Origin of the sequence: Comamonas sp. CMM03, from assembly GCF_019218715.1 — a bacterium.
Classification (GTDB): Bacteria; Pseudomonadota; Gammaproteobacteria; order Burkholderiales; family Burkholderiaceae_C; genus Comamonas; species Comamonas terrigena.
In genome coordinates this window covers 421,996-446,734 of record NZ_JAHUXB010000004.1, presented here as the reverse complement: position 1 = coordinate 446,734, position 24,739 = coordinate 421,996, and the positions used below count along the sequence as shown (strand labels likewise).

Sequence of the window (24,739 nt, the reverse complement as noted above, 5' to 3'; positions counted from 1 at the left end):
GCGGAAGCGCCCCGTCCCGGTGGCGTGTGCTCCCGAGTCGCCGTGGCCGGCCGTGCGCAATTGCGTTCAATACAGATCCAGCGCCGCCGCGCACAGTGCGCCGCTGTGACCGAACTCCCCTCCCCCTCCCTGCTGTCTTCGCTGCTGGCCATGGCCAGTTTCGCCCTGGTGGGCGCCATCACGCCAGGCCCGGTGAATGTGCTGGCCCTGCGCCATGGCAGCCAGGCGCCGCGCCATATTGCGCTGCTGTATGTGCTGGGCGCCAGTGTCAGCTACGCCGCCGTGGTCTGGTGCATGGGCCAGGGCGCCCGGCAGCTGGTGGACGGGTTGCCGCGCCTGGCAGGCACCGCGCAATGGCTGTGCGCAGCCTATTTGCTGTGGCTGGCCTGGCGCCTTGCCCGCTCCGCCGCCCACCCCGCTGCTGCCGATGGCACCACCCTGCCCCACCAGCCCACCCCGGCCGCCCAGGCCTTTGTCCAGGGTGTGGCGGTGCAGACGCTCAACCCCAAGGCCTGGCTGTTTGCCCTGTCGGCGGTGGGCGTGTTTGCCCTGCCCAGCGCAAGGGGCAGCCCCGCAGCGCTGTACCTGCTGTGTGCCATCTCGCTGCTGGCCTGCCTGCTGGGCGTGGGTTGCTGGGCGCTGCTGGGGCGGGTGCTGACCAGCTGGCTGTCCACGCCCCGGCGCCAGCAGGCACTGCACTATGCCCTGGCAGCCCTGCTGGTGGCCAGCGTACTGGGCATGCTGGCATGATGTGCCGGACATGACGGCCCAGCCCCACCAGTTCCACCGCCACCCGGCCCTGCCCTGGGCCGAACTGCGCGTGAGCCGCCAGTCCCCCCACTGCTACCGGCTGCACACGCATGTGGAGTATTCGCTGGGCATCGTGGATGCCGGCAGCGCCGTGTTCCAGCACGCCGATGGTGCGCAGCCCATGGCGGCCGGCAGTGTGGTGCTGATCGAGCCCGGCGTCTGGCATGCCTGCAACCCGGCGCAGGTGGCAGCCTGGTCTTACCGCATGCTCTATGTGCAGGCCGACTGGCTGCATGCCCAGCTGGGGGTGGCGGGCCTGCGCTTTGTGCAACGCGCCCGGCACGACGCGGCAACCACAGCGGCGGTGCAGCGGCTGTGCCAAACCTTGCTGGAAGGCGATGCCGCGGCCTGGACGCAGGCACTGACCGCCCTGCTGCGCCAGCCCGCCATCGCCCACCCGCTGGCAGCACCGCCGGCCCTCCCGGCCAGCGATGCGGCGGTGCACCACGCCCTGCAGCGGCTGCACCGCCAGCCGGATGCGACGCCCAGTGTGCAGGATCTGGCCCGGGCCGAAGGCATGAGCGCCTCGCGCTTTATCCGCCACTTCAAGGCCGCCACCGGCGTCACGCCTGGTGCCTACCGCTTGAATCTGCGCCTGAACGGTGCGCGCCGGCTGCTGGCCGAGGGGGCGGCGCTGGCCGATGCGGCCCATGCCATGGGCTTTGCCGACCAGGCCCATCTGCAGCGCGCCTTCAAGGCCCACCATGCGCTGACACCCGGGCGCTATGCCCAGGGCGCCCGGCCCTGAAGCCGGCTGGCGGCGGCGCTAAACCACCGCAGCAGACCCCGGCAATCCGCGAGCCCCACCATCGCCAGGCGCGAACACACCGATACTTGAGGGTTTTGAACGGAATCGACGCATGGCCGATTTTCAGCAGATCCAGCAACGCGAAACCGGCTTGCAGCAACACCTGACCAGCGCCCAGATGGTGATGATCGCCATCGGCGGCGCCGTGGGCACTGGCCTGTTCATGGGCAGCGCCTTTGCCATCGGCTTTGCCGGGCCGGCGGTGCTGGTCAGCTACGCGATTGGCGCCTTCATTGCCCTGCTGCTGATCGGCTGCCTGGGCGAGATGACAGTGGCCCACCCCACCTCCGGCTCGTTCGGGGCCTACGCCGAGTACTACCTGGGCCCGATGGCGGGCTTTGTGGTGCGCTATGCCTACTGGGCCGCCCTGGTGCTGGCCGTGGGCATGGAGGTGACGGCCGTGGGCATGTACATGGCCTATTGGTTCAAGGAGGTGCCCCAGTGGGTCTGGGTGGGCATCTTCTCGGCCGTGCTGATCGGCGTGAACCTGCGCAGCGTCAAGGTCTACGGCGCGGTGGAATACGGCTTCTCGGCCATCAAGGTGGCGGCCATCGTGGCCTTTGTGCTGATCGGTGCCTATGTGGTGTTCGGCACGTCCACACCCGGCATCGGCTTGGCCAACTACCAGTTGGGCGGCGGCTTCTGGGCCAAGGGGGCCTGGGGCATGTGGCTGGGGGTGATCGTGGCCATGTTCAGCTACCTGGGCGTGGAAGCCATTGCCGTGGCGGCCGGCGAGGCCCAGCACCCGCAGCAGGCGGTGCAGACTGCCATGAAGACCACGGTGCTGCGCCTGGTGCTGTTCTATCTGCTGACGCTGGCCCTGATGCTGGCCATCGTGCCCTGGACCGATGCCGCCACCCAGACCAGCCCCTTTGTGCGGGTGATGCAGGTGCTGGACATTCCGTTCGCCGCCGGCGTGCTGAACTTTGTGGTACTGGTGGCCGCGCTGTCGGCCATGAACAGCCAGCTCTACACCACTTCGCGCATGATGTTCAGCCTGGCCCGCGCCCGGCAGGCGCCGCGCGTGTTCGGCGTGACCAATGCCAACGGCGTGCCGGTGGCCGCCATTCTGGTGTCCAGCCTGGGCGCGGCCGTGGCCATGTTCATCAATGCCTTCTGGCCCAAGGAATCGTTCGTCTGGATGATGTCGATTGCCATGTTCGGCGCCATGTTTGCCTGGTTCATGGTGTTTGTCACCCACCTGGCGTTCCGCCGCCGCCGCATGCGCGAAGGCGCACCAGCCATTGCCTTTCGCATGTGGGGCTTTCCGTGGCTGACGCTGCTGGGGGCCGTGCTGATGGGCGCCGTGCTGCTGACCACGGCCTTCACCCCCGCGTTCCGCCTGACGCTGGCCTTTGGTCTGCCCTGGCTGGCGGTGCTGGCCGGTCTGTACCTGCTGCGCCGCAACAAGGGCTGAACGCTGCAGCCCGGCCCAAAACCGACCATACTGCCCAGCCTGCGTCCGCCTCCGGTCGCAGGCTTTTTTGTTTGCTGCCATGACCGCTGACACCCAACGCACCCTGTGGGACATCTCCCCCGCCATCCACGCCGCTGCACCGGTCTTCCCGGGGGACACGCCGTACAGCCAGCAATGGTGCGCCACCATCGGCCCGGGCTGCCCGGTGAATGTCAGCGCCATCACGCTGAGTCCCCATGTGGGTGCCCACGCTGATGCGCCGCTGCACTACGACCCGCAGGGCGCTGCCATCGGTGCGGTCGATCTGGCCCCGTTCCTGGGCCGCTGCCGCGTGATCCACGCCATCGATTGCGGGCCGCTGATCGAATGGCGGCACATCGCGCACGCCATCACGCCCGACCTGCCTGCGCGCGTGCTGGTGCGCACCTACCAGCAGGCCCCTGCCACCTGGGATGGCGCGCTGGCCGCCTATGCACCCGAGACGGTGCAGCGCCTGGCCGACCTCGGCGTGCAGCTGATCGGTATCGACACCGCCAGCATCGACCCGGCCAGCAGCAAGACCCTGGACAGCCACCAGGTCATCCGCCAGCGCAATCTGCGCGTGCTGGAGAACCTGGTGCTCGACGCGGTTCCCGCAGGCGATTACGAGCTGATTGCCCTGCCGCTCAAGCTCACCGAGGCCGATGCCTCCCCGGTGCGCGCCGTGCTGCGCGCCCTGTGACCCGCTGCGGCACATTCCGGCGAAAATCGGCGGTTTGCGCCATGCCCCTGCGCGCAAGCTGCCATCCGAAACGAGACAACTTTCCATGCCCCTGACCCTGCAAGACTGCCGCACCCTGGATGCCAACGATGTGCTGCGCCCGCTGCGCGCGCGCTTTGCCCTGCCCGAAGGGGTGATCTACCTGGACGGCAATTCCCTGGGCGCCCAGCCCAAGGCCGCCGCCGCCTGCGCCGCACGGGTGGTGGAACAGGAATGGGGCCAGGGCCTGATCCGTTCGTGGAACAGCGCCGGCTGGATCGACCTGCCCCGGCGCCTGGGCGACCAGTTTGCCCCCTGGGTCGGCGTCGGCCCGGGCGAGCTGGTGTTCACCGACACCACCTCCATCAATCTGTACAAGGTGCTGACGGCTGCCGCCCGCATCGCCCAGGAAGACGCACCGGAGCGCAAGAAGCTCATCAGCGAACGCAGCAACTTCCCCACCGATCTGTACATCGCCCAGTCGGTCTGCCAGGAATATGGACTGGAGCTGGTGCTGCTGGAGCCCGAAGAGATTGCCGCGGCCCTGCAGCCCGATGTGGCGATTTGCATGCTCACCCATGTCAACTACCGCACCGGCGCCATGCACGCCATGCAGGAGGTCACCGCCGCCGCACACGCCCAGGGGATTCTGTGCATCTGGGACCTGTGCCACAGCGCCGGCGCCGTCCCGGTGGACCTGCACGACGCCAACGCCGACTTTGCCGTGGGCTGCAGCTACAAATACCTGAACGGCGGCCCCGGTGCGCCGGCCTTTGTCTGGGCCCATCCACGGCTGATCAACCGCTTCTGGCAGCCGCTGTCGGGCTGGTTCGGCCATGCCGCGCCCTTCCAGTTCACACCCGACTACCAGCCGGCCGCCGGCATCGACCGCTATCTGTGCGGCACGCAGTCGGCCCTGTCCCTGAGCGTGCTGCAATGCGGGCTGGACGTGTTCACCGAAGCCGAGCCGTATGGCGGCATGGCCGCGCTGCGCCGCAAGTCGCTGGCGCTGACCGATCTGTTCATGCAGCTGATCCAGGAACGCTGCCAGGGCCACGGCCTTGGCTTTGCCACCCCAGGTGACCACGCCCTGCGCGGCTCCCAGGTCTGCCTGACCCGCAGCGAAGGCCTGGGGGTCGACGGCAAGGACAGCGGCGCCTACGCCATCGTTCAGGCCCTGATCGCGCGCGGCGTGATCGGCGACTTCCGCAAGGGCGACGGCGGCAAGCACCTGGACATTCTGCGCTTTGGTTTCACCCCGCTGTATGTGGGTTTTGAAGACGTGTGGCACGCCGTGGAGCACCTGCATCAGGTGCTGGAATCGGGGGAATGGCGCCAGCCGCAATTCAACCAGGTGCATGCGGTGACCTGAACCCATGGCCCAACGCATTGCCATCATCGACTTTGAAACCACCGGCATGAGCCCGGCGCACGGCGCGCGGGCTGCCGAGGTGGGGATTGTGCTGATCGAGGGCGGGCGCATCGTGGACCGCTACCAGAGCCTGATGAACACCGGGCAGCGCATGCCCTGGAGCATCACCCAGCTCACCGGCATCACCAACGCCATGCTGAAGGACGCCCCTGCGGCCGACACCGTGATGCGCGAAGCTGCAGCCTTTGTGGGTGACGCCCCCATGGTCGCGCACAACGCCTCGTTCGACAGCAAGTTCTGGGCGGATGAGCTGCAGCGCCTGGGTATCCCTCCGCAACAGCCTTTCGCCTGCACCGTGCTGCTGTCGCGCCGCCTCTACCCCGACGCGCCAAGCCATTCGCTGGGCCGCATCGTGCGCCACCTGCAGCTGCCGCCTGCCGACAAGGCCCACCGCGCGCTGGCCGATGCCGAGATGACCGCCCACCTGCTGCTGCGCATGCAGGCCGATCTGCAGCAGCGCTGGCACATCCCCGATGCGCACCACGCCCTGCTGCAGCAGTTGCAGGTCTGCCAGAAGAAACACCTGGCACTGCTGCTGCAGCGGCTGTCGCAGGCACAGACGCAACCGCAGCTGCCCGGCCTGTAAGCGGCCCGGGCTGTCCGTCTGCCCTAATACGCCTGGGACGACAGAGAAGCCCACAGGTGCGCAGCCACCAGCGCGCGCCAGGGAGCAAACGGCGCCAGCCAGTCACGCGCCTGGGCCTCGGTGATGCGCTCCACGCCCTGCAGCCGGGCCAGGGCTTTGCGCACGGCCACATCGCCGTGCAGGCTGCCATCGGGCCAACCCAGACCGCGCAGCAGCGTGTAGTGCACGGTCCAGGGACCGACGCCGGGCACGGCCAGCAGCTGCTGCATGGCCGCGTCCACGTCCGCCGCACGCATCGCGCCGGCATCGCTGGCCTGCACCCAGTCTTCCAGCGGCAGCGCCCCGCGGTCCACCTCGGCGGCCAGTGCCAGCAACGCCCGGGTCTTGGACTGGGAATAGCCGGCAGCGCGCAGCCCATCCGGCCCCAGTTGCGCCACCTGGGCCGCGCTGGGATAGGTCCACAGCCCGGGCGCTCCCGCATCGCCATGGCCATCCGGCGCCAGCGGCGGGCCTGCGGCGCGGATCAAGCGGCGGCGCAGCGCCACTGCCGCCGCCACACTGATCTGCTGGCCGGTGATGGCCCAGGTAAGCGCCTCCCAGGCCGTGGGGGCCGCCGGGACATGCAGGCCCTGCTGGGAACGCAGCAGCGGGCCCAGCAGCGGGTGATCGGCATGGGCGGTTTCCAGCGCCTCGGGCGGATAGGCCAGGCCCAGCATGCGACGCACGGTGGCCGCCCAGCGGGCCTGGGTGCCGGCATCGGCGTGCTGGTGCGCAGGCAGGTACAAGGTGGCGCGCACCTGCAGCGGGCCGTCCGCGGACGGGGCCACAGACGGGGCTGTGGCCTCCCACACCAGCTCCATCCAGGCCGCCTGGCCTTCCCAGTCCAGCCCTTTGCGCAGGCGCGGCAGGCCGTCGGCCCCCTGCGTGATCTGCTCCGCCAGCTGCTCGGCATCGCGCTGGTGGAAGGACAGCACTTCCTGCAGCCGGTACCCCGCAGGCAGCGGCTGCACATGGTGCAGTGCCGCCGGGATTTTCTGGGCAGATAAGGAAGGCATCTTGTGTGGCAGCCCGGCCCGCAGGCGGCTGCGTTGCTGGAAAAGGTTCAGAACAATCCGGGCAAGGCGACACGCACGTCGTGCCCGGCCTGGGCCGCTTCGCGCAGCAGCAGCGCGCGCTTGCGCTCCACGCCCCAGCGGTAGCCGGAGATGCTGCCATCATTGCGCACCACGCGGTGGCAGGGAATGGCCACCGCCACCGGATTGGCAGCGCAGGCCCCGGCCACGGCGCGGCTGGCTGTGGGTTGACCGATGCGCCGGGCCAGCTCGGTGTAGCTGACGGTGTCGCCCGCCGGAATGGCGCGCAGCGCCTGCCACACGCGCTGCTGGAAGGCCGTACCCTGCACGTCCAGCGGCAGATCCAGCCCCTGCGCCGGCCGCTCCACCAGCGCCGCCACCCGGGCCATGGTGGCTTCAAAAGCAGCATCCCCCCCGACCAGTTCGGCCTGGGGAAAACGGTCCTGCAGCACACGCACCAGGGCCTCGGCATCGTTGCCCAGCTGCACGCAGCACACGCCGCGCTCGGTGGCCGCCACCAGCAGGCTGCCCAGCGAACATTCGCCCACGGCAAAACGGATGGTCTGGCGCGCGCCACCGGCGCGGAAAGCCCCCGGCGCCATGCCCAGCATGCGCGGCGCGTCTTTGTAGAAGCTGCTGCTGGCAGCGTAGCCGCTGCCGTAGAGCGCATCGGTGACCGAGCTGGACTGGCCGGGCTGCAGCGCGGCCTGCACGGCCTGGGTACGGTAGGCCTTGGCATAGGCCTTGGGCGTCAACCCCGTGGCCTGCTTGAACAGCCGGTGCAGCTGCCAGGGGCTCAGCCCCACGCGCTGGGCGAGTGCGGACAGCGCGGGCGGGGCCTCGCCCTCCAGCCAGCGGCAGCAGCGCGCCACCAGGGCAGCGGTGTCGCTGGCAGCAGCGGAAGGGACGGTGGCAGGGCGGATGGCAGACATGGCAACAGGTTTTCCGGGGGATGGCTGCACTCTAAAGCGTGGCGCGCCATCGCGCCTCCACATTCTTGCAGGCTGCGCTTTCGGTTACCCTGCGCGCTGTTTTGCCGATTGCCCACGACTGCGACTGCCCCATGACCACCGAATCCTCCGGCTGCCCGATGCACGGCAGCGGCCGCCCGGCCTCCATCGTCCACGAAGAAAAAGCCCAGCTGGATTTCAGCCGGGACATGAGCTACGGCGACTACCTGCAGCTGGACCAGATCCTCACGGCACAGAAACCGCTGTCGCCCGCCCATGATGAAATGCTGTTCATCGTCCAGCACCAGACCAGCGAGCTGTGGATGAAGCTGATGCTGCACGAGCTGCGGGCCGCCATCGCCGCGCTGGCCAGCCCACAGGCCGACACCCGGCCCGAGGCCTTCAAGATGCTGGCCCGCGTGAGCCGCATCATGGAGCAGCTGGTCAACGCCTGGACCGTGCTCTCGACCATGACGCCGCCGGAATACACGGCCATGCGCCCCTACCTGGCCAATTCCAGCGGCTTTCAAAGCTACCAGTACCGCAGCATCGAGTTTTCGCTGGGCAACAAGAATGCCGCCATGCTGCAGCCCCACGCCCACCGCAGCGATCTGCTGGAACAGGTGCAGGCCGCCTACCAGGCACCTTCGCTGTACGACGTGGCGCTGCAACTGCTGGCACGCGAAGGCCTGGAGGTGCCGGCCGACCGGCTGCAGCGCGACTGGACCCAGCCCTACGAAGCCAGCGAAGGCGTGAAGCAGGCCTGGCTGACCGTCTACCGCAACCCGCAACAGCACTGGGACCTGTACCAGCTGGGCGAAAAGCTGGCCGATATCGAAGACGCCTTCCGTCTGTGGCGTTTTCGCCACCTGACCACAGTGGAACGCGTGATCGGCTTCAAGCGCGGTACGGGCGGTACCGGCGGCGTGAGTTATCTGAAAAAGATGCTGGATGTGGTGCTGTTCCCGGAAATCTGGAGCCTGCGCACCGAGCTGTGAGCCGGGCGGGCCGGTGGCGCCGCGGCGCACGCGGCCTCCCGCCCCCGTTTTTCGCCTGTGCGCGACAGCACGCAGGTGCGGATTTCGCTAGGCTTGCGTCCCAGGAGACTCCCCACCCGTGCCTGCCGATACCGCCTCTAGCGCATCCCCTGCGCCCTCGCCCGCTCCCCGCCCTGCCCCCGACCAGCGCCTGTGGGTGATGCTGGTGTCCCTGCTGTCGGCCTTTGCGCTGAGCCAGGCCTACCGCACCGTCACCGCCATCATCGCCACGGGACTGCAGGCGGATTTCGGCATTTCTTCCCAGTCGCTGGGCGCCTTCGCCGGGCTGTTTGGCCTGTCCTTCGGGGTGGCCCAGCTGCTGATGGGCATCGGCATGGATGTGTACGGCCTGCGCCGCACGGTGCTGCTGTCCTTTCCGCTGGCCGTAGTCGGTGCAGCGCTGTCGGCGCTGGCCCCCAGCTATGGCTGGCTGATGCTGGGACAGTTGCTGATCGGCGTGGGCTGCGCGCCGGTGTTTCTGGCCAGCACGGTGTTCATCTCGCGCCACTTTCCCAGCGAGCGCTTTGCCTTCTTCTCCGGCCTGGGCATGGGCGTGGGAGGCCTGGGCCTGCTGTTCACCGGCACACCGCTGGCCTGGGTGGTGCAGCACTGGGGCTGGCGCACCGGCTTCGGGCTGCTGGCCGTGCTGTCGCTGCTGTCGTGGCTGCTGATTGCCTGGCGCGTGCATGAACCGGTGTCCGCCCACACCACGCAGCAGACGCGCGAAAACTGGGGCCAGGCCTTCCGCCGCATGGGTGCACTGTTCCAGCTGCCGCACACCGTGGGCATCCTGATTCTGGGCATGAGCTGCTATGCGGCTTTTCTGACCTTGCGCGGGCTGTGGCTGGGGCCCATGCTCATCGGGCGCTACCAGTTCTCTTTGGTGGAAAGCGGCAACGTGGCGTTGCTGGTGTCGCTGATCTCGCTATTCACCCCGGCCATGTTCGGCCGCATGGACCCAGGGCCGGCCCGCCGCCGCCGCTGGCTGAACAATTTCTCGCTGCTGATGGCGGCGCTGTTTCTGCTGATGGCCTTTTTGCACCACGCCGCCGCCAATGTGGCGCTGATTCTGCTGATGGGGCTGGTGTCGGGCTACAGCATCCTGCAGTACGCGGATGTGCGCTCTTCCTACCCTCCGGAGCTGACCGGTCGCGCACTGTCGCTGTTCACCATGGCCATGTTTCTGGGCGTGGCGCTGATGCAGTGGCTCACCGGCATCGTCGCGGCCTGGGCCGAGGGGCGCGGCATCGAGCCCTACCAGGCGGTCATGTTCAGCATTGCCGCCATGCTGGCCACGGCATCCACGGCCTTCCGTTTTCTGCCCAGCTCGCCGCTGCTGCAGACCAGCAAGGCCTGAGCCGGGGCCGTACACACCGGGCGCCCACGTGCCCTGCAGACAGCGCCTCCGGGCTAGATGGAACGCACTGGTGACGGTTTCCGCACCATCGCCGCAGAGCAGTTCGCGCCCCCACCGTGTGGCGCTGGGGGCCGCGGCTGCGCAGCAGCGGTGTTCCCTGCAGCGGATGGGCTGGTTAGCTGGGTGACGCGTTCCGCTACAGCGTGGTGGCGCTGGAGCCATCCCCGCGGTACAGCCAGGGCAGGTCCATGATGCGTGCGCCCAGCAGCTTGAGTGATAGATCGCGCCCCCAGCGCATGGGCCCGCTGGCGTGGAAGATGCGGCCATTGCGGCGCGAACGGGCCTGGACCCGCGCAGCACGCTGCCAGCGGTTGAGGGCGTAACGGCGCAGGCGCAAGCGCACATCCAGATCGTCCATGGCCAGGGCACGCTGCAGCTCGGCCGCGTCCTCGATGGCCATGCCAGCCCCCTGGGCCAGATAGGGGCGCATGGGATGGGCGGCGTCGCCCAGCAGGCCCACCAGGCCCTGGGCCATCTGGTCGGCGCTGGACAGCGGATCGCGGTCGGACAGCGGCCACAGCCGCCACTGCGTGCCCGCAGCAGGCACGGCACGGATCAGGTCCTGCAGCGGCGTGCAATAGCGGGCCAGCGCGGCTTCCAGATCGACCGCATTGGCAGCATGGTCCCAGGTTTCCATGTCGGCCGGTGCCGGGCCTTCGATGATGGCCACGATGTTCATCAGCTCGCCACGGCGCAGCGGGTACTGCACCACGTGCATGTGCGGGCCCAGCCAGGTGGTCACGCCGTCGCTGCGCATGGCGGCCGGCAACTGGGCCTGGGGCACCACCGCACGGTAGGCCAGGTGGCCGGTAGGCTGGGCCTTGCCGTCGTTGAGCAACTGGGCGCGCAGCCGGCTCCAGACACCATCGGCCGCGATCAGTGCATCGCCCTCCACGGTCTTGCGGGCGGAGGTGGTGATGGTCACCACCTGGGGGGTCTGCACCACGGACTCCACCGCCTGGCCGGCGTTGATGTGCATCTCCGCCCGCTCCCCCACGGCCTGCAGCAGCAGCCCGTGCAGATCGGCGCGGTGGATGGACAGGTAGTTGGCGCCGTAGCGCTCCACCATGGTGGCGCCCAGCGGCATGCAGGCCAGCTCGGCACCGCTCAGGGCACTGCGCACACGCAATCGGGCAGGAATGGCCGCGACGTCCACCAGAGCGCGCTGCAGGCCCCAGGCTTGGAGCCGGCGCACCACATTGGGCCCCAGCTGCACGCCGGCACCGACTTCACTGAACAAAGGCGCGCGCTCGAACAGGCGCACATCCCAACCGGCATGGGAGCTGGCCAGTGCAGCCGCCAAGCCGCCAATACCGCCCCCCGCAATCAAGACCTGTTTTCTCATGGCTGGCTATTGTCCGCCGGACTGGGGCGGTGATTGGTTGGAACTGCGCAGAAATTGATGCAACGCAGTCTGTTGATTCTGTCCCTGAAATCGCCATACGGCGAAACCCTGGCATTACCACTGGCCGAAATGGAATATGTTGTGTCCGCACTTTGCGGGCCTGGCATAAGCCGCTTGCATACCGGACAGGCTTATCCGCAGCAGCGTTCAGCCGCAATACCGCGGCGACGCAGCAGATTCAAGCCACAAAAAACAAAGCCCGCTGAAAGCGGGCTGTTGTCTGCCATAAAGCCTTAGATAGCGAACTTTTCGCGATCCTGGTTTTCAATCCACTTGGGCGCCTTGCCACGGCCGGTCCAGGTCTGGCCGGTTTCGGGATTGCGGTACTTCGGAGCAACTTTGCCACCTTGACCTGCGCCACGGGTGGCTTTGGCAGGCGGAAACACGTCGTCAGCGCTCAGGCCATATTCGGCCACCAGGGCGCGCACCTTGGCAACAGCGTCGCTCAGTTCGCTCTTGCGTGCTTCTTGAATCTTCTGTTCCAGCTGTTCGCGCTGCTGCAGTAGCTCTTTGTAAGAGGTCATGGATTGCATCCTTTCAATAATTGGGAGGATTATAAAAACAAATACGCAATCTGGGTTTTTTTGTGGGTACGCAGTATCCACAAGTGCATATTATAAAAATTCTGTGCAGCCATATTGCAGGAGAAATGTAACACCCGGATTTTCCGAGAAAAGGTACCGACAAAGCGCCTTGCAAGTTCATTTCCGTTGCCTGCATATCTTCGCCGCCACCGCAATGCCCTATCCACGGGTATGGGCTGTGGACCGATAATCGCAGCCATATGTCTTGCACCGGGCGACTGCCACGCCTGCCGGCACCCAGGGAATCGATTTTTTCGGAGTTTGCATTGGCCCGTTATTTCATTGGTGACATCCAGGGATGTCACAGCGCCTTCCTGAACCTGCTGCAGCAGGTGGAGTTCTCGCCCAGCCGCGATACCCTGTACCTGCTGGGGGACCTGGTCAACCGGGGTCCCGACTCCGCCGGCGTGCTGCGCCAGTGCATGGCCTGGGGCGACGCCGTACAGCCCGTGCTGGGCAACCACGACCTGCACCTGCTGGCCGCCGCACACGGCATGCGCAAATCATCGCGCCGCGACACGCTGGCCAGCGTGCTGGAGGCGCCCGACCGCGCGGCCCTGCTGGACTGGCTGTGCCAGCAGCCGCTGGCCCGCAGCTGGACCGATGCACAAGGCCGGCAGGTGCTGATGGTGCACGCCGGTGTGCAGCCCAGCTGGACGCTGGAGCAGACACTGGCCCTGTCCGCCGAAGTGCAGCAGGTGCTGACCAGCCCGGCGCTGCCGGACTTTCTGCAGCAGATGTATGGCAACCTGCCCGATCAGTGGAATGAGGCCCTGACCGGCGCCGACCGCCTGCGCGCCATCGTCAACACCCTGACGCGCATCCGCTTTTGCACGCCCGAAGGCCGCATGGACTTTGAGAGCACCGAATCGGCCGCACAGGCTCCCGAAGGCCTGATGCCCTGGTTCACCTGCCCTGCCCGCCAGACGGCGCAGCATGTGGTGGCCTTTGGCCACTGGTCCACGCTGGGCCTGATCAACCAGCCGCAGCTGATGGCACTGGACACCGGCTGTGTCTGGGGCGGGCAGCTGACCGCTGTGCGCGTGGAGAATGATCTGCAGGTGCGCGAGCTGATCCAGATCGACTGCGAGCAGGCCCAGCGTCCCGGCTGAGCGGCTGTACAGACCCCACAGACAGCCAGCCACCATGAAAAAAGCCAGCAGGATTGCTGGCTTGGCACAGTGGTGCGAAGGGCTCTGCAGGTGTATCCGCAGAGCGAAGGCGCTGGAGAGGCCTCCAACGCCCTGCGGTATCAGAAACTGCCTGCGGGCTTGAACAGCGCCGCCACCTTGCGCTTGGTACGGATACTGGGGCTGCGGCCCGGCGCCACGGGTGCGGAAGCCGCATCCCAGGCCGCCGGTGCGGCCGTCCCGGCCGGGGCCTCGTAGGGCTTGTCGAAGAAGGGATCGGAAGAGCCGGCGCGCAACGGGCGTGCCATGCCACGGCCCACCGGGCGGTAGCCGGCGGAATGGGCCGAGCCGTAATCGGTATCGCCCTCGTCGTGGCCACGGCGGCTGCGACCATGGTCACGGCTGTGCTCCGACCGGCCTTCACGGCTGCCGTGGTCGCGCTCGCTGCGGTCGCGGCGCTGGAACGACGGCAGTGGATAGTTCTCCACGTCGATCTTCTTCTTGATGAGCTTCTCGATATCGCTCACCAGCTTGCCGTCCGAATTGGACACCAGGGTCACCGCCAGGCCGGAGGCGCCGGCACGGCCGGTGCGACCGATACGGTGTACATAGTCTTCAGCATTGAACGGCACGTCGTAGTTGAACACGGCCGGCACATCCTTGATGTCCAGACCGCGTGCCGCCACGTCGGTGCACACCAGCAGGTCCACTTCGCCGGCCTTGAAGGCTTCCAGCGCCTTGAGCCGTTCGTCCTGGCTCTTGTCACCGTGCAGGGCGGCGGCGCGCAGACCGTCGCGTTCCAGCGCACGGGTCAGGCGGGCACAGCCCAGCTTGCTGTTGGAAAACACAAAGGCCTGGCGGATGCCGCGGTCCTTGAGCACGGCACAGATGGTGCGGCGCTTGTCGTCGTCGTTGGCGCTGTAGAAACGCTGCTCCACGGTGGAAGCGGTCTCGTTGGGGCGGGCCACTTCGATGGTCACCGGGTCTTGCAGGTAGCTGCCGGCCAGGCGCTTGATCTCGGGCGAGAACGTGGCGGAGAACAGCAAGGTGGTGCGGTTCTTGGGCAGGTGCGACAGGATGCGCTGCAGATCGGGCAGGAAACCGATGTCGAGCATGCGGTCGGCCTCGTCCAGCACCACGTATTCCACCTGGTTGAGCACGGCATTCTTGGCTTCGATGTGGTCCAGCAGGCGGCCGGGGGTGGCCACCAGCACTTCCACGCCCTTCTTCAGCTCCAGGGTCTGGGGCTTCATGTCCATGCCGCCGAACACCACGGTGCTGCGCAGCTTGGTGTGCTTGGCGTACAGCGCGATCTGCTGGGCCACCTGGTCGGCCAGCTCGCGCGTGGGCAGCAACACCAGCGCCCGCACCGGATGGCGCGCAGGCGATGCCGAGCTGTTCTCATGGCGCATCAGCCGCTGCAGCAGGGGCAGCGAAAAAGCCGCTGTCTTGCCGGTGCCGGTCTGGGCTGCACCCATCACATCCTTGCCGGTCAGGACCACGGGGATCGCCTGCGCCTGGATGGGGGTCATCGACTCGTAGCCCATTTCGGCCACAGCGCGTGCCAGAGGCTCCGCCAAGAGGAGAGAGGAAAAAGAACTTGTCATGGATACCGCTATTGTCGCACTGCCCGCATTGACAGCTGTTGGCGCTCTACAAATCCGGACAGCGACAGCGGTCACCCGCCCGGCCCTCTTACGCCGGGAACACCGGGAGGGCGTACGCCCCATGCAGAATTTGATAGCACAGATGTGGCGCCATGCCAACACCTGCGCCTGCTGCGCCCCAGTTACAGCGATGCCGCCGAGAAGGTATCGCAGGAATTGACGCTGCCGCTCTTGAGCCCAGTCATGAACCAGCGCTGGCGCTGGGCACTGGTGCCGTGGGTGAAGCTGTCCGGCACCACCTGACCGGTCTGGGCACGCTGCAGCGCGTCGTCACCGATCTTGGCCGCGGCATTCATGGCTTCTTCCACATCGCCCTGCTCCAGGATCTGGCGTGCATTCTGGGCATGGTGGGCCCAGACGCCGGCCAGGCAATCGGCCTGCAGCTCCAGCTTCACGGACAGCCGGTTGTATTCCACCTTGCTGACACGGCCGCGCATCTCGTCGACCTTGCCGCTGATCCCCAGCAGGTTCTGCACGTGGTGACCGACCTCATGGGCGATCACATAGGCCTGGGCAAAGTCACCGGGAGCGCCCAGTTGGTTCTTGAGCTGGTCGTAGAACGACAGATCGATATAGACCTTCTGGTCGCCCGGGCAGTAGAACGGGCCCATGGCCGACTGGCCGGTGCCGCAGGCCGTGCCCACGGCGCCCCGGAACAGCACCAGCTTGGGGTCCCGGTACTGGCTGCCGCCCTGGCGGAAGATGTCGGTCCACACGTCTTCGGTGTCGGCCAGCACGGTCGAGACGAAACGGGCCATGGTGTCATGGGCCGGTGGTGCCTGCGCAGGCGACTGCTGCTGCACGACCTGCCCGCCACCACCTCCGCCGCTGAGCAGGCTCAGAATCGTCAGCGGGTTGACGCCCAGCACCCAGCCGCCCACCAGGGCCACCACAATGGTGCCAATGCCGATGCTGCGGCCACCGAAGATGGGGCCACCCCCACCGCCGCCGTCCGAGCGGCGATCTTCGACGTTGTCCGACTCGCGGTTACCTTCCCACTTCATGGTCTGCTCCTGATGCGCTGTGGGGCGCCATTATGAAGTCGCGCCAGCACGCCTGCTCAGGGTTCGCCGCCTTGCAGCAACACGGCCGCCTGGGCGCCTTCGACCGGGGCGTGCACATGCCACTGGGCATTGCGGCTCATTTCCCGGGACTGGCTCATGTGATCGTCCAGCGTCCCGACAAAGGTCCACAGCAGGAGCGCAATGGTGGCGATGCCCACCCCCACCACCGCCCATTGCCAGCGTGCCGCCGTACGGTGAGCGCTTCCTTTTTCCTGACCAGATTCCATATGTACATGCCCACAAAACCATAAGCGCTGGATGCTACGCAGCCACCGCGAGAGTGCGAACTCACTTTAGCGCCAGGCTTTGTAGGAGAACACGCCACACCTTGACACAAGGCCCGGACAGACCACCTAGCCCATCGCAAACGCCCACGGTATAAAGCCACATGCAAGTGATGTCTGTGCCCCCTACCGCCCCCTCTGCCGTGCACGCCATGCAAGGACTGTTCACCCCGCAGGCCACCGAGGCACTGCTGCCCTGGAAAGCCCTGGCTGCCGAACTGGAAGCCGTGCTGCAGGACGGCAGTGTGCAGGTGCCGCCCCGCATTGTGATGCCTTTGCCGCAGGGCGGCAGCCTGTTTTGCATGCCCGCCAGTGATGCCCAGGTGGCAATGACCAAGCTCATCACCTTCACCCCTGGCAATGCTGCAACGGCGCGCCCCACCATCCAGGGCGATGTGACGATTTTTGACGTTGCCACCGGCCAGCGCCAGCTGATCATCGACGGGCCCACCGTCACCGCACGGCGCACCGCTGCCGTGTCGCTGCTGGCCGCCCTGCACCATGCCCCCAACCCCAGCGGTCCGCTGCTCATCATCGGTGCGGGCGTGCAGGGCAAGTCCCATCTGGAGGCCTTTGCGGCCGGCGCCGGCACGCGCGAAGTCTGGGTGGCATCGCGCAGCCTGGACAGCGTGCGCCACCTGCTGGACCATGCCCATGCACTGGGCCTGCAGGCCTATGCCGCCACCGACCTGGCCCAGGCGGCAGCCCACTGCCCCAATATCGTCACCTGCACCAGTGCCCAGGCGGTGGTGCTGCAGCATGCCCCCCGGGCCGACGCCTTCATTGCTGCCGTGGGCGCCTTCACACCGCAGATGGTGGAGCTGGCCCCCAGCCTGTGCCAGCACATCGCCCGGCAAGGCCTGGTGATCGTCGACACCGCCGAAGCCGTGCACGAAGCCGGCGACCTGCTGCAGGCGGGCCTGGATGTGCAAAGCTTTCCCACATTGGCCCAGAGCCTGGCACGGCATCGGCCCCGCCCCGCCGGCCCGGTGCTGTTCAAGAGCTGCGGCTGGGGTGGCTGGGACCTGGCTGCAGCGCGCCTGGCAGCCCGCATGCACCGCCAGCCATTGCACGCCAACGATGATCCTCCCCTCCAGGAGCCATGACCATGCAAGAGACGGATTGGGCACCTCCGGTCACCACCCCTCCGGCAGGCACGGCACCGCCCGCCGGGCCGTTTGCGCCGCGTTCGCAGCCGCCGGCCCCGCCCGCCAAGGCACCGGCCTCGCGCAAGCGCAGCCTGCGAACGCAGCTGGCCTGGGTGTTTGGCGGTCTGACGGCAGCCCTGGTGCTGATGCTGTCCTTCGCCTTTGGCGAGCTGCTCAAAAGCCGCATGCAGCGGGAAGCCGGCGCGGCCTTGCAGGTGGTGTCCAGCAGTGCCGCCAAGCAACTCTCCGATGCCTTGTTCGACCACAGCCGGCTGGTGCAGGCACTGGCCCACTCCCCCGACCTGTGGCGCAACGGCCTGACCTCCGCCGAGGTGAATGCCCTGTTCGCCCGCATCCGCCTGACCCGCCCCTACTGCGTCTGGGTGGGCGTTGCCGACCCCAAGGGCACGGTGGTGCATGCCACCGGCAACCAGTTGGTGGGCCGCAACATCAGCGACAACACCTGGTTCACCGCCGGGGCTTCCGGCCCTTATGTGTCCGACGTGGTGCCCGCCAAGCTGCTGGCGCCGCTGCTGCCCCCCAGCGCCTCGGGCGAGCCGCTGCGGCTGGTGGATTTCTCGGCCCCCATCCGGGTGGACGGCCAGTTGATCGGCGTGCTGGGCATGCACACCAGCTGGGACTGGGCGCGCGAGATGGTGCAGGAGCTGCTGCCCACCTTCTCGCGCGAGGACCAGATCTCGCTGTTCATCTTTGACCGCCAGGGCAAGCTGATCTTTGCCCCGGGCGGCAAGCTGTCGCCTTTCATCGCCGTCGACCAGACCCTGCCCCTGCGCCCGGAACAGTTGCAGGCGGACCACCGCCACCCCCGCGTCCAGGCCGGCGTGGTGCGCTGGAACGACCAGAGCGACGATTTTCTGACCGCTGTGGCCCAGTTGCCCGCCCGCAATGCCCCCAGCGACCTGGGCTGGTACGTGGTGGCACGCCAGCCCGTGGCCAGCGCCTACGCCGATGCCCAGCAGCAGATGCTGTACGTGATGGGAGCCGGTCTGCTGGCAGCCATCACGGCCACCTGGCTGGTGTGGTGGCTGGCCCGCCGCATGGTGCGCGAGCTCAACACCCTGGCCCAGACCGCCCGCCGCATCGACGCCGGGGAACGCCAGGTGCCCATTCCCGAGCTGCAGAGCAACCGCGAAGTCCAGCTGCTGTCGCAGTCCTTCAACGCCATGACACAGCGTCTGCTGGCCGCGAACGAATCCATGGAGCATGAGGTGCAAATGCGTACGCAGGAACTGTATGACGCCAACCGCGAGCTGGACCGCCAGGCCAGCACCGACCCCCTGACCGGCCTGCTCAACCGCCGCGGCTTCGATGCCCAGGTGCAGTTTGCGATGGCGCTGGCCCGCCGCAGCGGCCGCCCGCTGTGCCTGGCGACGCTGGATATCGACCATTTCAAGCAGGTCAACGACAACTACGGCCACGAAGTGGGCGATCTGGTGCTCAAAAGCGTGGCCAACCAGCTGCGCAGCCGGCTGCGCGATTCGGACGTGATCGCCCGCTTTGGGGGCGAGGAGTTTGTGGTGCTGCTGCCCGACACCCCGCCCGAAGCCGCCCAGCGCATTGCGCGCGAGATCCTGGCGGCCATCGAACAGCACCAGTGGCCGCTGGTGGGCCGGCTCACCTTGAGCGCCGGCATCACCGCGCTGCGCCCCACGCTGCAGAACGGCACCGAGGACAACGACACCGCCTTGCTGCGCCGCAGCGACGATGCGCTCTACCAGTCCAAGAATGCCGGGCGCAACCTGGTGCACTACATCCCCTGATACGAAGCCGGGTCACCCTGCTGCACACACCGCAGCATTCCGAAAAATAAAAAAAGCGCGGAGGTCCGCGCTTTATTGATGGGGGCAGCAGCCGCTGCTTCAGGCCTTGGGCAGGGTCACGCCATGCTGACCCTGGTACTTGCCGTTGCGGTCCTTGTAGCTGGTCTCGCACTGCTCATCCCCCTGGAAGAACAGCACCTGGGCGCAGCCTTCACCGGCGTAGATCTTGGCCGGCAGCGGTGTGGTGTTGGAGAACTCCAGCGTCACATAGCCTTCCCACTCCGGCTCGAACGGCGTCACGTTGACGATGATGCCGCAGCGCGCGTACGTGCTCTTGCCCAGGCACACCGTCAGCACATCACGGGGAATGCGGAAATACTCCACCGTGCGGGCCAGCGCAAAGCTGTTGGGCGGAATGATGCAGTAGTCGCCTTCAAAATCGACAAAGCTCTTTTCGTCGAAGTTTTTGGGGTCCACCACGGTGCTGTGGATGTTGGTGAAGACCTTGAATTCACGCGCGCAGCGGATGTCGTAACCGTAGCTGCTGGTGCCGTAGCTGATGATCTTCTTGCCGTCGACCTGGCGCACTTGGCCGGGCTCGAAGGGCTCGATCATGCCGTGCTGCTCCGCCATGGTGCGGATCCATTTGTCGCTCTTGATGCTCATTGGGAAAATCCTGTTCGCTTGTTTTTTGATAGCGCCATGCGGCTATACAACCAGCGCAATTGCGCTATTTTGCTTGAGAAACAATGGTTTGCTCAATCAGGCGGTCATCACCCAGCACGATCATGGCAAACAGCAGCTCGTCCAGCGTCTCGGCCTGGGCCGTCTTGCGCGCCAGCAGCGGTGTGCAGGCCGGGTTGAGGACCACAAAGTCCGCCTCGCAGCCCGGCTGCAGATTGCCGATCACCCCGCCCAGGCCCAGCGCCTGCGCGGCACCGGCCGTGTGCTGCCACCACAGGGCACCGGGCTTGAGGCTGAAGCCCTGCTTGGCATGGCCTTCGCGCCCCACCACATAGGCCGCCTGCATGGTGCGAAACGGTGAAAAGCTCATGCCGCCGCCCACATCGCTGGCCAGGCCGTAGCGAAAATCCGCCGCATCGGCCTTCTGGTAGTCGAAGTAACCGCTGGACAGGAACAGATTGCTGGTGGGGCTGATGGCCGCCGCCGTGTGCTTTTCGCGCAGCAGCGCGCGGTCTTCGTCGTCCAGCCAGATGCAGTGGGCGTAGACCGCGCGTTCGCGCATCAGGCCGAAGTCGTCGTACACCCCCAGGTAGCTGCGCGCGGCAGGAAAGAGCTCGCGCACCCAACGGATCTCGTCCAGGTTCTCGGACACATGGGACTGGATCCACACATCGCGGTATCGGGCCGCCAGCTCCCCTGCGCCCCGCAGCTGGGCGGGCGTGCTGGTGGGGGCGAAGCGCGGGGTAATGGCATAGCCCAGCCGGTCCACGCCATGCCAGCGCTGGATCAGCGTTTCGGTATCGATCAGCCCCTGCTCGGTATCGTCGCGCACGCCGTCCGGGCTGTGACGGTCCTGCAGCACCTTGCCGGCAATCATGCGCATGCCGCGCTGCTGTGCGGCGGTCATGATGGCATCCACCGAGTTGGGGTGGGAGGTGGCAAACGTCAGCGCCGTGGTCACGCCGTTGCGCAGCAGCTCGTCCAGAAAGAATTCCGCCACGCCGTCGGCATAGGCGCGGTCGTGAAAACGCGCCTCGTGGGGAAAGGTGTAATGTTCCAGCCAGGGCAGCAGACCATCGGCCGGGGCGCCGATCACATCGGTCTGCGGGTAGTGGATGTGCATGTCCACAAAGCCCGGGGCGATCAGCCGGCCGGGCAGATGCTGCACCTGCGCGCCGGCTTGCTGGGTGTACTGCGCCTGCAGTGCCTGCCAGCTGCCGGCAGCCACCACACGTTCCTGCCCCTGGGCATCGGGGGCGGTGGCCAGCAGGCCATCGCTGTCGTACAAGGGGCTGCCGTCGGGGGCAAAGCGGAGCAAGGCGCTGCGGTAGATCTTCATAGGCTGGGAGCTTAACGGGCTCCCGCCGCCCTGTGCAGCGGGTCGCCCATCACCACACCGGAGCCTGTGGTGCACACGCAGCAATCCGTGCAGGTCCCATCAGCCATGCCGACCCTGCTGCGCACGCCGCACACGCTCCGGTTTGGGAGTGGCTCCAAGCATATGCCATGCCTGCTGGCAGGCCGTCACCCCGCGCCCCCTGCGATGGCAGGGCCTGCGGTGCGGGGCAGCAGGGCTCAGCGCGGCAGCTGTCCGACCACGCCTTCGGCCAGCCAGTTCATCTGCAGAATGTCCGCGTCCGGCAGCGTGCTGCCGGCCGGAATGCGCACCTGGCCCAGGTTGTCGCGAATGGGCGCGGCACCGGCGCGGAAGGCATGCAGCTTGCCGTGGGCCATTTCGTCCTGGCGCTGCTGCACTTCCATGCGCACGTCCTTGGGCACGCGCGGACCGAAGCTGTCCACGCGGATCATGCCTTCGCGCACACCGCCCCAGGTGTCCTGGCTTTTCCATTCGCCCTTCTGCAGGGCACGCACGCGGGCCGTGTCGTAGCCGCCCCACTGGTGGGTCACGGCCAGCAACTGGGCCTGGGGCCCGGCCTTGCGCATGTCGCTGTGGAAAGCGATGGCCATCTTGCCGCGCTCCTGGGCGGCGCCCATCACCGCGGTCGATGCCACCTGGAAGGACAGCACATCGGCGCCTTCGTTCATCAGTGCCATGGCGGCTTCACGCTCGCGTGGTGGGTCGAACCAGGCATTGAGCCACACCACCTTGACCTGGGCCTTGGGGTTGACGCTGCGCATGCCCAGCACAAAGGCGTTGATGCCCTGGATCACTTCGGGAATGGGGAAGCCCGCCACAAAGCCAGCCACGCCGGTCTGGCTCAGGCGCGCCGCGGCAATGCCCGACAGATAGCGCCCTTCGTAATAGCGCGCATTGGCCGTGGCCACATTGGCTGCACGCTGGTAGCCGGTGATGGATTCGAACTTCACCTGCGGGAAGTCGCGCGCCACGCGCATCGTGGGCTCCATATAGCCGAAGCTGGTGGTGAAGATGATGTCGTTGCCATTGGCCGCCAGATCGCGGATGACACGCTCGGCATCCGGGCCCTCTGCCACATCGGCCACCACCGTGGTCTGCACCTGGTCGCCCAGTTGGGTCTGCAGCTGGCGGCGGCCAGCGTCGTGCTGGGTGGTCCAGCCGGCATCCAGCACGGGCGTCACATAGACAAAGGCGGCCTTGACCGGGCGTTGCAGCGGCACCGCCTTGGCAGGCGCGCTGGCAGTGGAAGCGGGGTTCGGGGGGGATGCAGCCCAGACAGGGGCCAAACAGCAAGCGGCCGCGAGTGCGGCTGCGAGGTTTTTATACATGGTAGTCCTCTACATGGCCCGGAGTTGAAAACGCCAGCCGGTGGGGCAGTCCAGCGGGCGAAGGCGCGGATTGTAGGCCCAATCGCCCAAGCCTTGCCGCAGCACAGCTATTGCCCGAAGCAGGCGCTTGGCAAGCCCGGTTCACCCCGATGGTGCAATGCACCACTCATGCGTAGCATGGGGCGCATAGACCGCAGCGCACACTGGCCTGCACCGGTGCCGCGCGGCGCCCCGCTGTCATGTCTTCGGAGACGGTTCCATGCCCATGTTTGTCGACACCTCCCCGCCCGGCCAATGCATCTTCTGCAAGCTGGTGGCGGGCGAGATTCCCGCAGCCACCATCTATGAGGACGCGCTGACCATTGCCTTCATGGACATCGGCCAGGTCAACCCCGGCCATGTGCTGGTGGCCACCAAGCGCCACGCGGTCACCTTGCTGGAGCTGACGCCCGCCGAATGCGCCGCCGTGATGCAGACCGCTCAGCGCGTCGCCCAGGCGGCCGAGCAGGCCTTCGGGCCGGACGGCATCACCCTGTTCCAGGCCAATGGCGCGGCCGGAGGGCAGACGGTGTTCCACTTCCACCTGCACATGCTGCCGCGCCATGTGGACGACGGCATGCACCTGACCTGGCCGCGCAAGGAGCCCGGCATGGCCGTGCTGCAAGCCTATGCCGACAAACTGCGCACGGCCTTGGCGGCGCAGAAGGCGGGCTGATCACACGGGGCGCCGACCGCCCCTGGCCTTTCCGGCAGGCACCCGCAGCGGCGGCTGGGGCCGCCCGCCGCAAGCGCTGCGCAGCGCCTCAGAGGCGGTCAGTTGCGGTTCGCAAAGCGGGCAAAGCAGGCATCGAGCTGCTGCACCCAGGCGGCCTGCTGCTGCGGGCTGGCGAACGTGGCTTCCAGGCTGTTGCGCGCCAGCTGGTAGGCGTGCTCGGCCCCCATGCCGGTGGCGGCAAACAGCTGCACATAGTTGTCGTTGACGTAGCCGCCGAAATAGGCCGGATCGTCGGAGTTGACCATCACCTTCAGCCCCGCATCCAGCATGCGCGGCAGATTGTGCTGGGTCAGGTCATCCACCACGCACAGCTTCAGGTTGGACAGCGGGCACACAGTCAGTGGAATGCCACGTTCGACCAGGTGCTGCATCAACGCGGCATCTTTTTCGGATTGCACGCCGTGGTCGATACGCTCCACCGCCAGCGCATTGAGCGCGCCCCACACATAGGCGGGCGGCCCTTCTTCACCGGCATGGGCCACCAGCCGCAGACCCAGCTGCTTGGCACGGGCGAACACGCGGGTGAACTTTTCGGGCGGGTGGCCCAGCTCGCTGCTGTCCAGGCCGACGCCGATGAACTGGTCGCGGAACGGCAGGGCCGCTTCCAGCGTGGCAATGGCGTCTTCCTCGCTCAGATGGCGCAGGAAACTGAGGATCAGCTCGGCGCTGATGCCCCATTGCGCATGCGCATCGCGGCAGGCCCGCGTCAGGCCGTGGATGATGGTGCCCATGGCCACGCCACGCTCGGTGTGGGTCTGCGGGTCAAAGAAGATCTCGGCCCGCACCACGTTGTCCTGCACCGCGCGGCGCAGGTAGGCCATGGTCATGTCGTAGAAGTCTTCTTCCTGCAGCAGCACGCTGGCGCCGGCGTAGTAGATGTCCAGAAAGCTCTGCAGATCGGTGAAGGCGTAGGCGGCACGCAGCGCCTCCACGTCGGCATAGGGCAGATCCACGCCATTGCGTTCGGCCAGGGCAAAGATCAGCTCGGGCTCGAGCGAGCCCTCGATGTGGATGTGCAGCTCCGCCTTGGGCATGGCGCGCAGCAACAGGGGCAGACGGGAAGTTTCCACGACGGGCACAGTATGCATTTCAATCCTCTATGGCGCTGCGCGCCGCTCTCAGACTGCGAATATGGCACGCCCAGGCCCAGGTGCAAGAACCGTGCGCAAAAAACCGTACGCCACCGGGCCATGCCCGGGAGCCGCCCTGTATCCTGGCCTTCACTCCCCGAAATGGCACAGG

The 24,739-nt window shown here is 67.1% G+C and carries 23 protein-coding genes; 12 read left to right on the top strand and 11 right to left on the bottom strand.

The genetic code is table 11. The features are described 5' to 3' along the window. Window positions 1–129 precede the first annotated feature (129 nt). From KW830_RS15895 to KW830_RS15870, 6 genes are all read left to right on the top strand, one after another. Window positions 130–750, top strand: a complete 621-nt coding sequence (locus KW830_RS15895; RefSeq protein ID WP_066537357.1) for a LysE family translocator — start codon at window positions 130–132, stop codon at window positions 748–750. Window positions 751–760: 10 nt separating this feature from the next. After that, window positions 761–1,558: an AraC family transcriptional regulator gene (locus tag KW830_RS15890; protein ID WP_218333688.1), complete on the top strand. Its 798-nt coding sequence runs from the start codon at window positions 761–763 to the stop codon at window positions 1,556–1,558. A 112-nt stretch (window positions 1,559–1,670) separates the two neighbouring features. Next, complete coding sequence (locus KW830_RS15885; RefSeq protein ID WP_218333687.1) at window positions 1,671–3,035, top strand: amino acid permease; 1,365 nt, start codon at window positions 1,671–1,673, stop codon at window positions 3,033–3,035. Between the two features lie 79 nt (window positions 3,036–3,114). Continuing rightward, on the top strand, window positions 3,115–3,756 hold the full coding sequence (gene kynB / locus KW830_RS15880; protein WP_066537366.1) for an arylformamidase: 642 nt from the start codon (window positions 3,115–3,117) through the stop codon (window positions 3,754–3,756). An 85-nt stretch (window positions 3,757–3,841) separates the two neighbouring features. Beyond that, window positions 3,842–5,146: a kynureninase gene (gene kynU / locus KW830_RS15875; RefSeq protein WP_218333686.1), complete on the top strand. Its 1,305-nt coding sequence runs from the start codon at window positions 3,842–3,844 to the stop codon at window positions 5,144–5,146. A gap of 4 nt (window positions 5,147–5,150) precedes the next feature. Continuing rightward, window positions 5,151–5,792, top strand: a complete 642-nt coding sequence (locus KW830_RS15870) for a PolC-type DNA polymerase III (protein ID WP_218333685.1) — start codon at window positions 5,151–5,153, stop codon at window positions 5,790–5,792. A gap of 23 nt (window positions 5,793–5,815) precedes the next feature. On the opposite strand, the gene KW830_RS15865 is transcribed toward KW830_RS15870, so the two are convergent. Both KW830_RS15865 and KW830_RS15860 read right to left on the bottom strand, forming a co-directional pair. Continuing rightward, on the bottom strand, window positions 5,816–6,847 hold the full coding sequence (locus tag KW830_RS15865) for a DNA repair protein (RefSeq protein WP_218333684.1): 1,032 nt from the start codon (window positions 6,845–6,847) through the stop codon (window positions 5,816–5,818). Window positions 6,848–6,894: 47 nt separating this feature from the next. Then, window positions 6,895–7,797 carry a methylated-DNA--[protein]-cysteine S-methyltransferase gene (locus KW830_RS15860; protein WP_218333683.1) on the bottom strand — a complete coding sequence of 301 codons (903 nt, stop codon included), beginning with the start codon at window positions 7,795–7,797 and terminating at the stop codon, window positions 6,895–6,897. Between the two features lie 131 nt (window positions 7,798–7,928). On the opposite strand from KW830_RS15860, the gene kynA reads away from it, so the two are divergent. Both kynA and KW830_RS15850 read left to right on the top strand, forming a co-directional pair. Continuing rightward, window positions 7,929–8,813: a tryptophan 2,3-dioxygenase gene (gene kynA / locus KW830_RS15855; RefSeq protein ID WP_066536592.1), complete on the top strand. Its 885-nt coding sequence runs from the start codon at window positions 7,929–7,931 to the stop codon at window positions 8,811–8,813. Window positions 8,814–9,012: 199 nt separating this feature from the next. Further along, entirely contained in the window at window positions 9,013–10,209 is a 1,197-nt protein-coding gene (locus KW830_RS15850; protein ID WP_218333807.1) for an MFS transporter, read from the top strand. 196 nt (window positions 10,210–10,405) lie between these two features. Here KW830_RS15850 and KW830_RS15845 read toward each other — a convergent pair whose 3' ends face one another. Then, window positions 10,406–11,614: an FAD-dependent monooxygenase gene (locus tag KW830_RS15845; RefSeq protein ID WP_218333682.1), complete on the bottom strand. Its 1,209-nt coding sequence runs from the start codon at window positions 11,612–11,614 to the stop codon at window positions 10,406–10,408. A 293-nt stretch (window positions 11,615–11,907) separates the two neighbouring features. After that, the gene (locus tag KW830_RS15840) at window positions 11,908–12,198 is read right to left on the bottom strand and encodes an H-NS family nucleoid-associated regulatory protein (protein ID WP_066537369.1); all 291 of its coding nucleotides are present in this window, start codon (window positions 12,196–12,198) and stop codon (window positions 11,908–11,910) included. Between the two features lie 326 nt (window positions 12,199–12,524). Between KW830_RS15840 and KW830_RS15835 the strand changes: the two genes are divergently transcribed. Next, window positions 12,525–13,370: a symmetrical bis(5'-nucleosyl)-tetraphosphatase gene (locus KW830_RS15835; protein ID WP_066536599.1), complete on the top strand. Its 846-nt coding sequence runs from the start codon at window positions 12,525–12,527 to the stop codon at window positions 13,368–13,370. 140 nt (window positions 13,371–13,510) lie between these two features. Here the strand turns inward: KW830_RS15835 and KW830_RS15830 are convergent, their stop codons facing one another. The 3 genes from KW830_RS15830 to KW830_RS15820 form a co-directional block, all read right to left on the bottom strand. Then, window positions 13,511–14,995, bottom strand: a complete 1,485-nt coding sequence (locus tag KW830_RS15830) for a DEAD/DEAH box helicase (RefSeq protein WP_218333681.1) — start codon at window positions 14,993–14,995, stop codon at window positions 13,511–13,513. A gap of 182 nt (window positions 14,996–15,177) precedes the next feature. Then, window positions 15,178–16,059: a neutral zinc metallopeptidase gene (locus tag KW830_RS15825; protein ID WP_066536605.1), complete on the bottom strand. Its 882-nt coding sequence runs from the start codon at window positions 16,057–16,059 to the stop codon at window positions 15,178–15,180. 56 nt (window positions 16,060–16,115) lie between these two features. Further along, entirely contained in the window at window positions 16,116–16,346 is a 231-nt protein-coding gene (locus tag KW830_RS15820) for a hypothetical protein (RefSeq protein ID WP_218333680.1), read from the bottom strand. 170 nt (window positions 16,347–16,516) lie between these two features. Here KW830_RS15820 and KW830_RS15815 point away from each other — a divergent pair, with 170 nt between their 5' ends. Both KW830_RS15815 and KW830_RS15810 read left to right on the top strand, forming a co-directional pair. After that, the gene (locus KW830_RS15815) at window positions 16,517–17,509 is read left to right on the top strand and encodes a delta(1)-pyrroline-2-carboxylate reductase family protein (RefSeq protein WP_370626143.1); all 993 of its coding nucleotides are present in this window, start codon (window positions 16,517–16,519) and stop codon (window positions 17,507–17,509) included. A 2-nt stretch (window positions 17,510–17,511) separates the two neighbouring features. Next, complete coding sequence (locus KW830_RS15810; protein ID WP_218333678.1) at window positions 17,512–19,332, top strand: sensor domain-containing diguanylate cyclase; 1,821 nt, start codon at window positions 17,512–17,514, stop codon at window positions 19,330–19,332. A 99-nt stretch (window positions 19,333–19,431) separates the two neighbouring features. Here KW830_RS15810 and dcd read toward each other — a convergent pair whose 3' ends face one another. From dcd to KW830_RS15795, 3 genes are all read right to left on the bottom strand, one after another. Continuing rightward, a complete protein-coding gene (gene dcd / locus KW830_RS15805) occupies window positions 19,432–19,998 on the bottom strand; it encodes a dCTP deaminase (protein ID WP_066536613.1) in 567 nt (188 codons plus the stop codon). Between the two features lie 64 nt (window positions 19,999–20,062). Further along, window positions 20,063–21,355 (bottom strand): guanine deaminase, encoded by a 1,293-nt coding sequence (gene guaD, locus KW830_RS15800; RefSeq protein ID WP_066536616.1) that lies wholly within the window; start codon window positions 21,353–21,355, stop codon window positions 20,063–20,065. A 236-nt stretch (window positions 21,356–21,591) separates the two neighbouring features. Continuing rightward, window positions 21,592–22,722 (bottom strand): BMP family ABC transporter substrate-binding protein, encoded by a 1,131-nt coding sequence (locus KW830_RS15795; protein WP_066536619.1) that lies wholly within the window; start codon window positions 22,720–22,722, stop codon window positions 21,592–21,594. A gap of 259 nt (window positions 22,723–22,981) precedes the next feature. Here KW830_RS15795 and KW830_RS15790 point away from each other — a divergent pair, with 259 nt between their 5' ends. After that, complete coding sequence (locus KW830_RS15790; RefSeq protein WP_218333677.1) at window positions 22,982–23,437, top strand: HIT family protein; 456 nt, start codon at window positions 22,982–22,984, stop codon at window positions 23,435–23,437. A 98-nt stretch (window positions 23,438–23,535) separates the two neighbouring features. Here the strand turns inward: KW830_RS15790 and KW830_RS15785 are convergent, their stop codons facing one another. After that, window positions 23,536–24,585 carry an adenosine deaminase gene (locus KW830_RS15785; RefSeq protein ID WP_066536625.1) on the bottom strand — a complete coding sequence of 350 codons (1,050 nt, stop codon included), beginning with the start codon at window positions 24,583–24,585 and terminating at the stop codon, window positions 23,536–23,538. Window positions 24,586–24,739 lie beyond the last annotated feature (154 nt).

What these genes read in the sequence shown, in the direction of transcription:
- guaD (WP_066536616.1), bottom strand. Translation starts at nt 21,355, where the DNA reads ATGAAGATCTACCGCAGCGCCTTGCTCCGCTTTGCCCCCGACGGCAGC.
- KW830_RS15845 (WP_218333682.1), bottom strand. Translation starts at nt 11,614, where the DNA reads ATGAGAAAACAGGTCTTGATTGCGGGGGGCGGTATTGGCGGCTTGGCG.
- KW830_RS15815 (WP_370626143.1), top strand. Translation starts at nt 16,517, where the DNA reads ATGTCTGTGCCCCCTACCGCCCCCTCTGCCGTGCACGCCATGCAAGGA.
- KW830_RS15865 (WP_218333684.1), bottom strand. Translation starts at nt 6,847, where the DNA reads ATGCCTTCCTTATCTGCCCAGAAAATCCCGGCGGCACTGCACCATGTG.
- KW830_RS15830 (WP_218333681.1), bottom strand. Translation starts at nt 14,995, where the DNA reads ATGACAAGTTCTTTTTCCTCTCTCCTCTTGGCGGAGCCTCTGGCACGC.
- dcd (WP_066536613.1), bottom strand. Translation starts at nt 19,998, where the DNA reads ATGAGCATCAAGAGCGACAAATGGATCCGCACCATGGCGGAGCAGCAC.
- KW830_RS15885 (WP_218333687.1), top strand. Translation starts at nt 1,671, where the DNA reads ATGGCCGATTTTCAGCAGATCCAGCAACGCGAAACCGGCTTGCAGCAA.
- KW830_RS15840 (WP_066537369.1), bottom strand. Translation starts at nt 12,198, where the DNA reads ATGACCTCTTACAAAGAGCTACTGCAGCAGCGCGAACAGCTGGAACAG.
- KW830_RS15850 (WP_218333807.1), top strand. Translation starts at nt 9,013, where the DNA reads ATGCTGGTGTCCCTGCTGTCGGCCTTTGCGCTGAGCCAGGCCTACCGC.
- KW830_RS15795 (WP_066536619.1), bottom strand. Translation starts at nt 22,722, where the DNA reads ATGTATAAAAACCTCGCAGCCGCACTCGCGGCCGCTTGCTGTTTGGCC.
- KW830_RS15790 (WP_218333677.1), top strand. Translation starts at nt 22,982, where the DNA reads ATGCCCATGTTTGTCGACACCTCCCCGCCCGGCCAATGCATCTTCTGC.
- KW830_RS15785 (WP_066536625.1), bottom strand. Translation starts at nt 24,585, where the DNA reads ATGCATACTGTGCCCGTCGTGGAAACTTCCCGTCTGCCCCTGTTGCTG.
- KW830_RS15870 (WP_218333685.1), top strand. Translation starts at nt 5,151, where the DNA reads ATGGCCCAACGCATTGCCATCATCGACTTTGAAACCACCGGCATGAGC.
- KW830_RS15825 (WP_066536605.1), bottom strand. Translation starts at nt 16,059, where the DNA reads ATGAAGTGGGAAGGTAACCGCGAGTCGGACAACGTCGAAGATCGCCGC.
- KW830_RS15820 (WP_218333680.1), bottom strand. Translation starts at nt 16,346, where the DNA reads ATGGAATCTGGTCAGGAAAAAGGAAGCGCTCACCGTACGGCGGCACGC.
- kynB (WP_066537366.1), top strand. Translation starts at nt 3,115, where the DNA reads ATGACCGCTGACACCCAACGCACCCTGTGGGACATCTCCCCCGCCATC.
- KW830_RS15860 (WP_218333683.1), bottom strand. Translation starts at nt 7,797, where the DNA reads ATGTCTGCCATCCGCCCTGCCACCGTCCCTTCCGCTGCTGCCAGCGAC.
- kynU (WP_218333686.1), top strand. Translation starts at nt 3,842, where the DNA reads ATGCCCCTGACCCTGCAAGACTGCCGCACCCTGGATGCCAACGATGTG.
- KW830_RS15890 (WP_218333688.1), top strand. Translation starts at nt 761, where the DNA reads ATGACGGCCCAGCCCCACCAGTTCCACCGCCACCCGGCCCTGCCCTGG.
- KW830_RS15810 (WP_218333678.1), top strand. Translation starts at nt 17,512, where the DNA reads ATGCAAGAGACGGATTGGGCACCTCCGGTCACCACCCCTCCGGCAGGC.
- kynA (WP_066536592.1), top strand. Translation starts at nt 7,929, where the DNA reads ATGACCACCGAATCCTCCGGCTGCCCGATGCACGGCAGCGGCCGCCCG.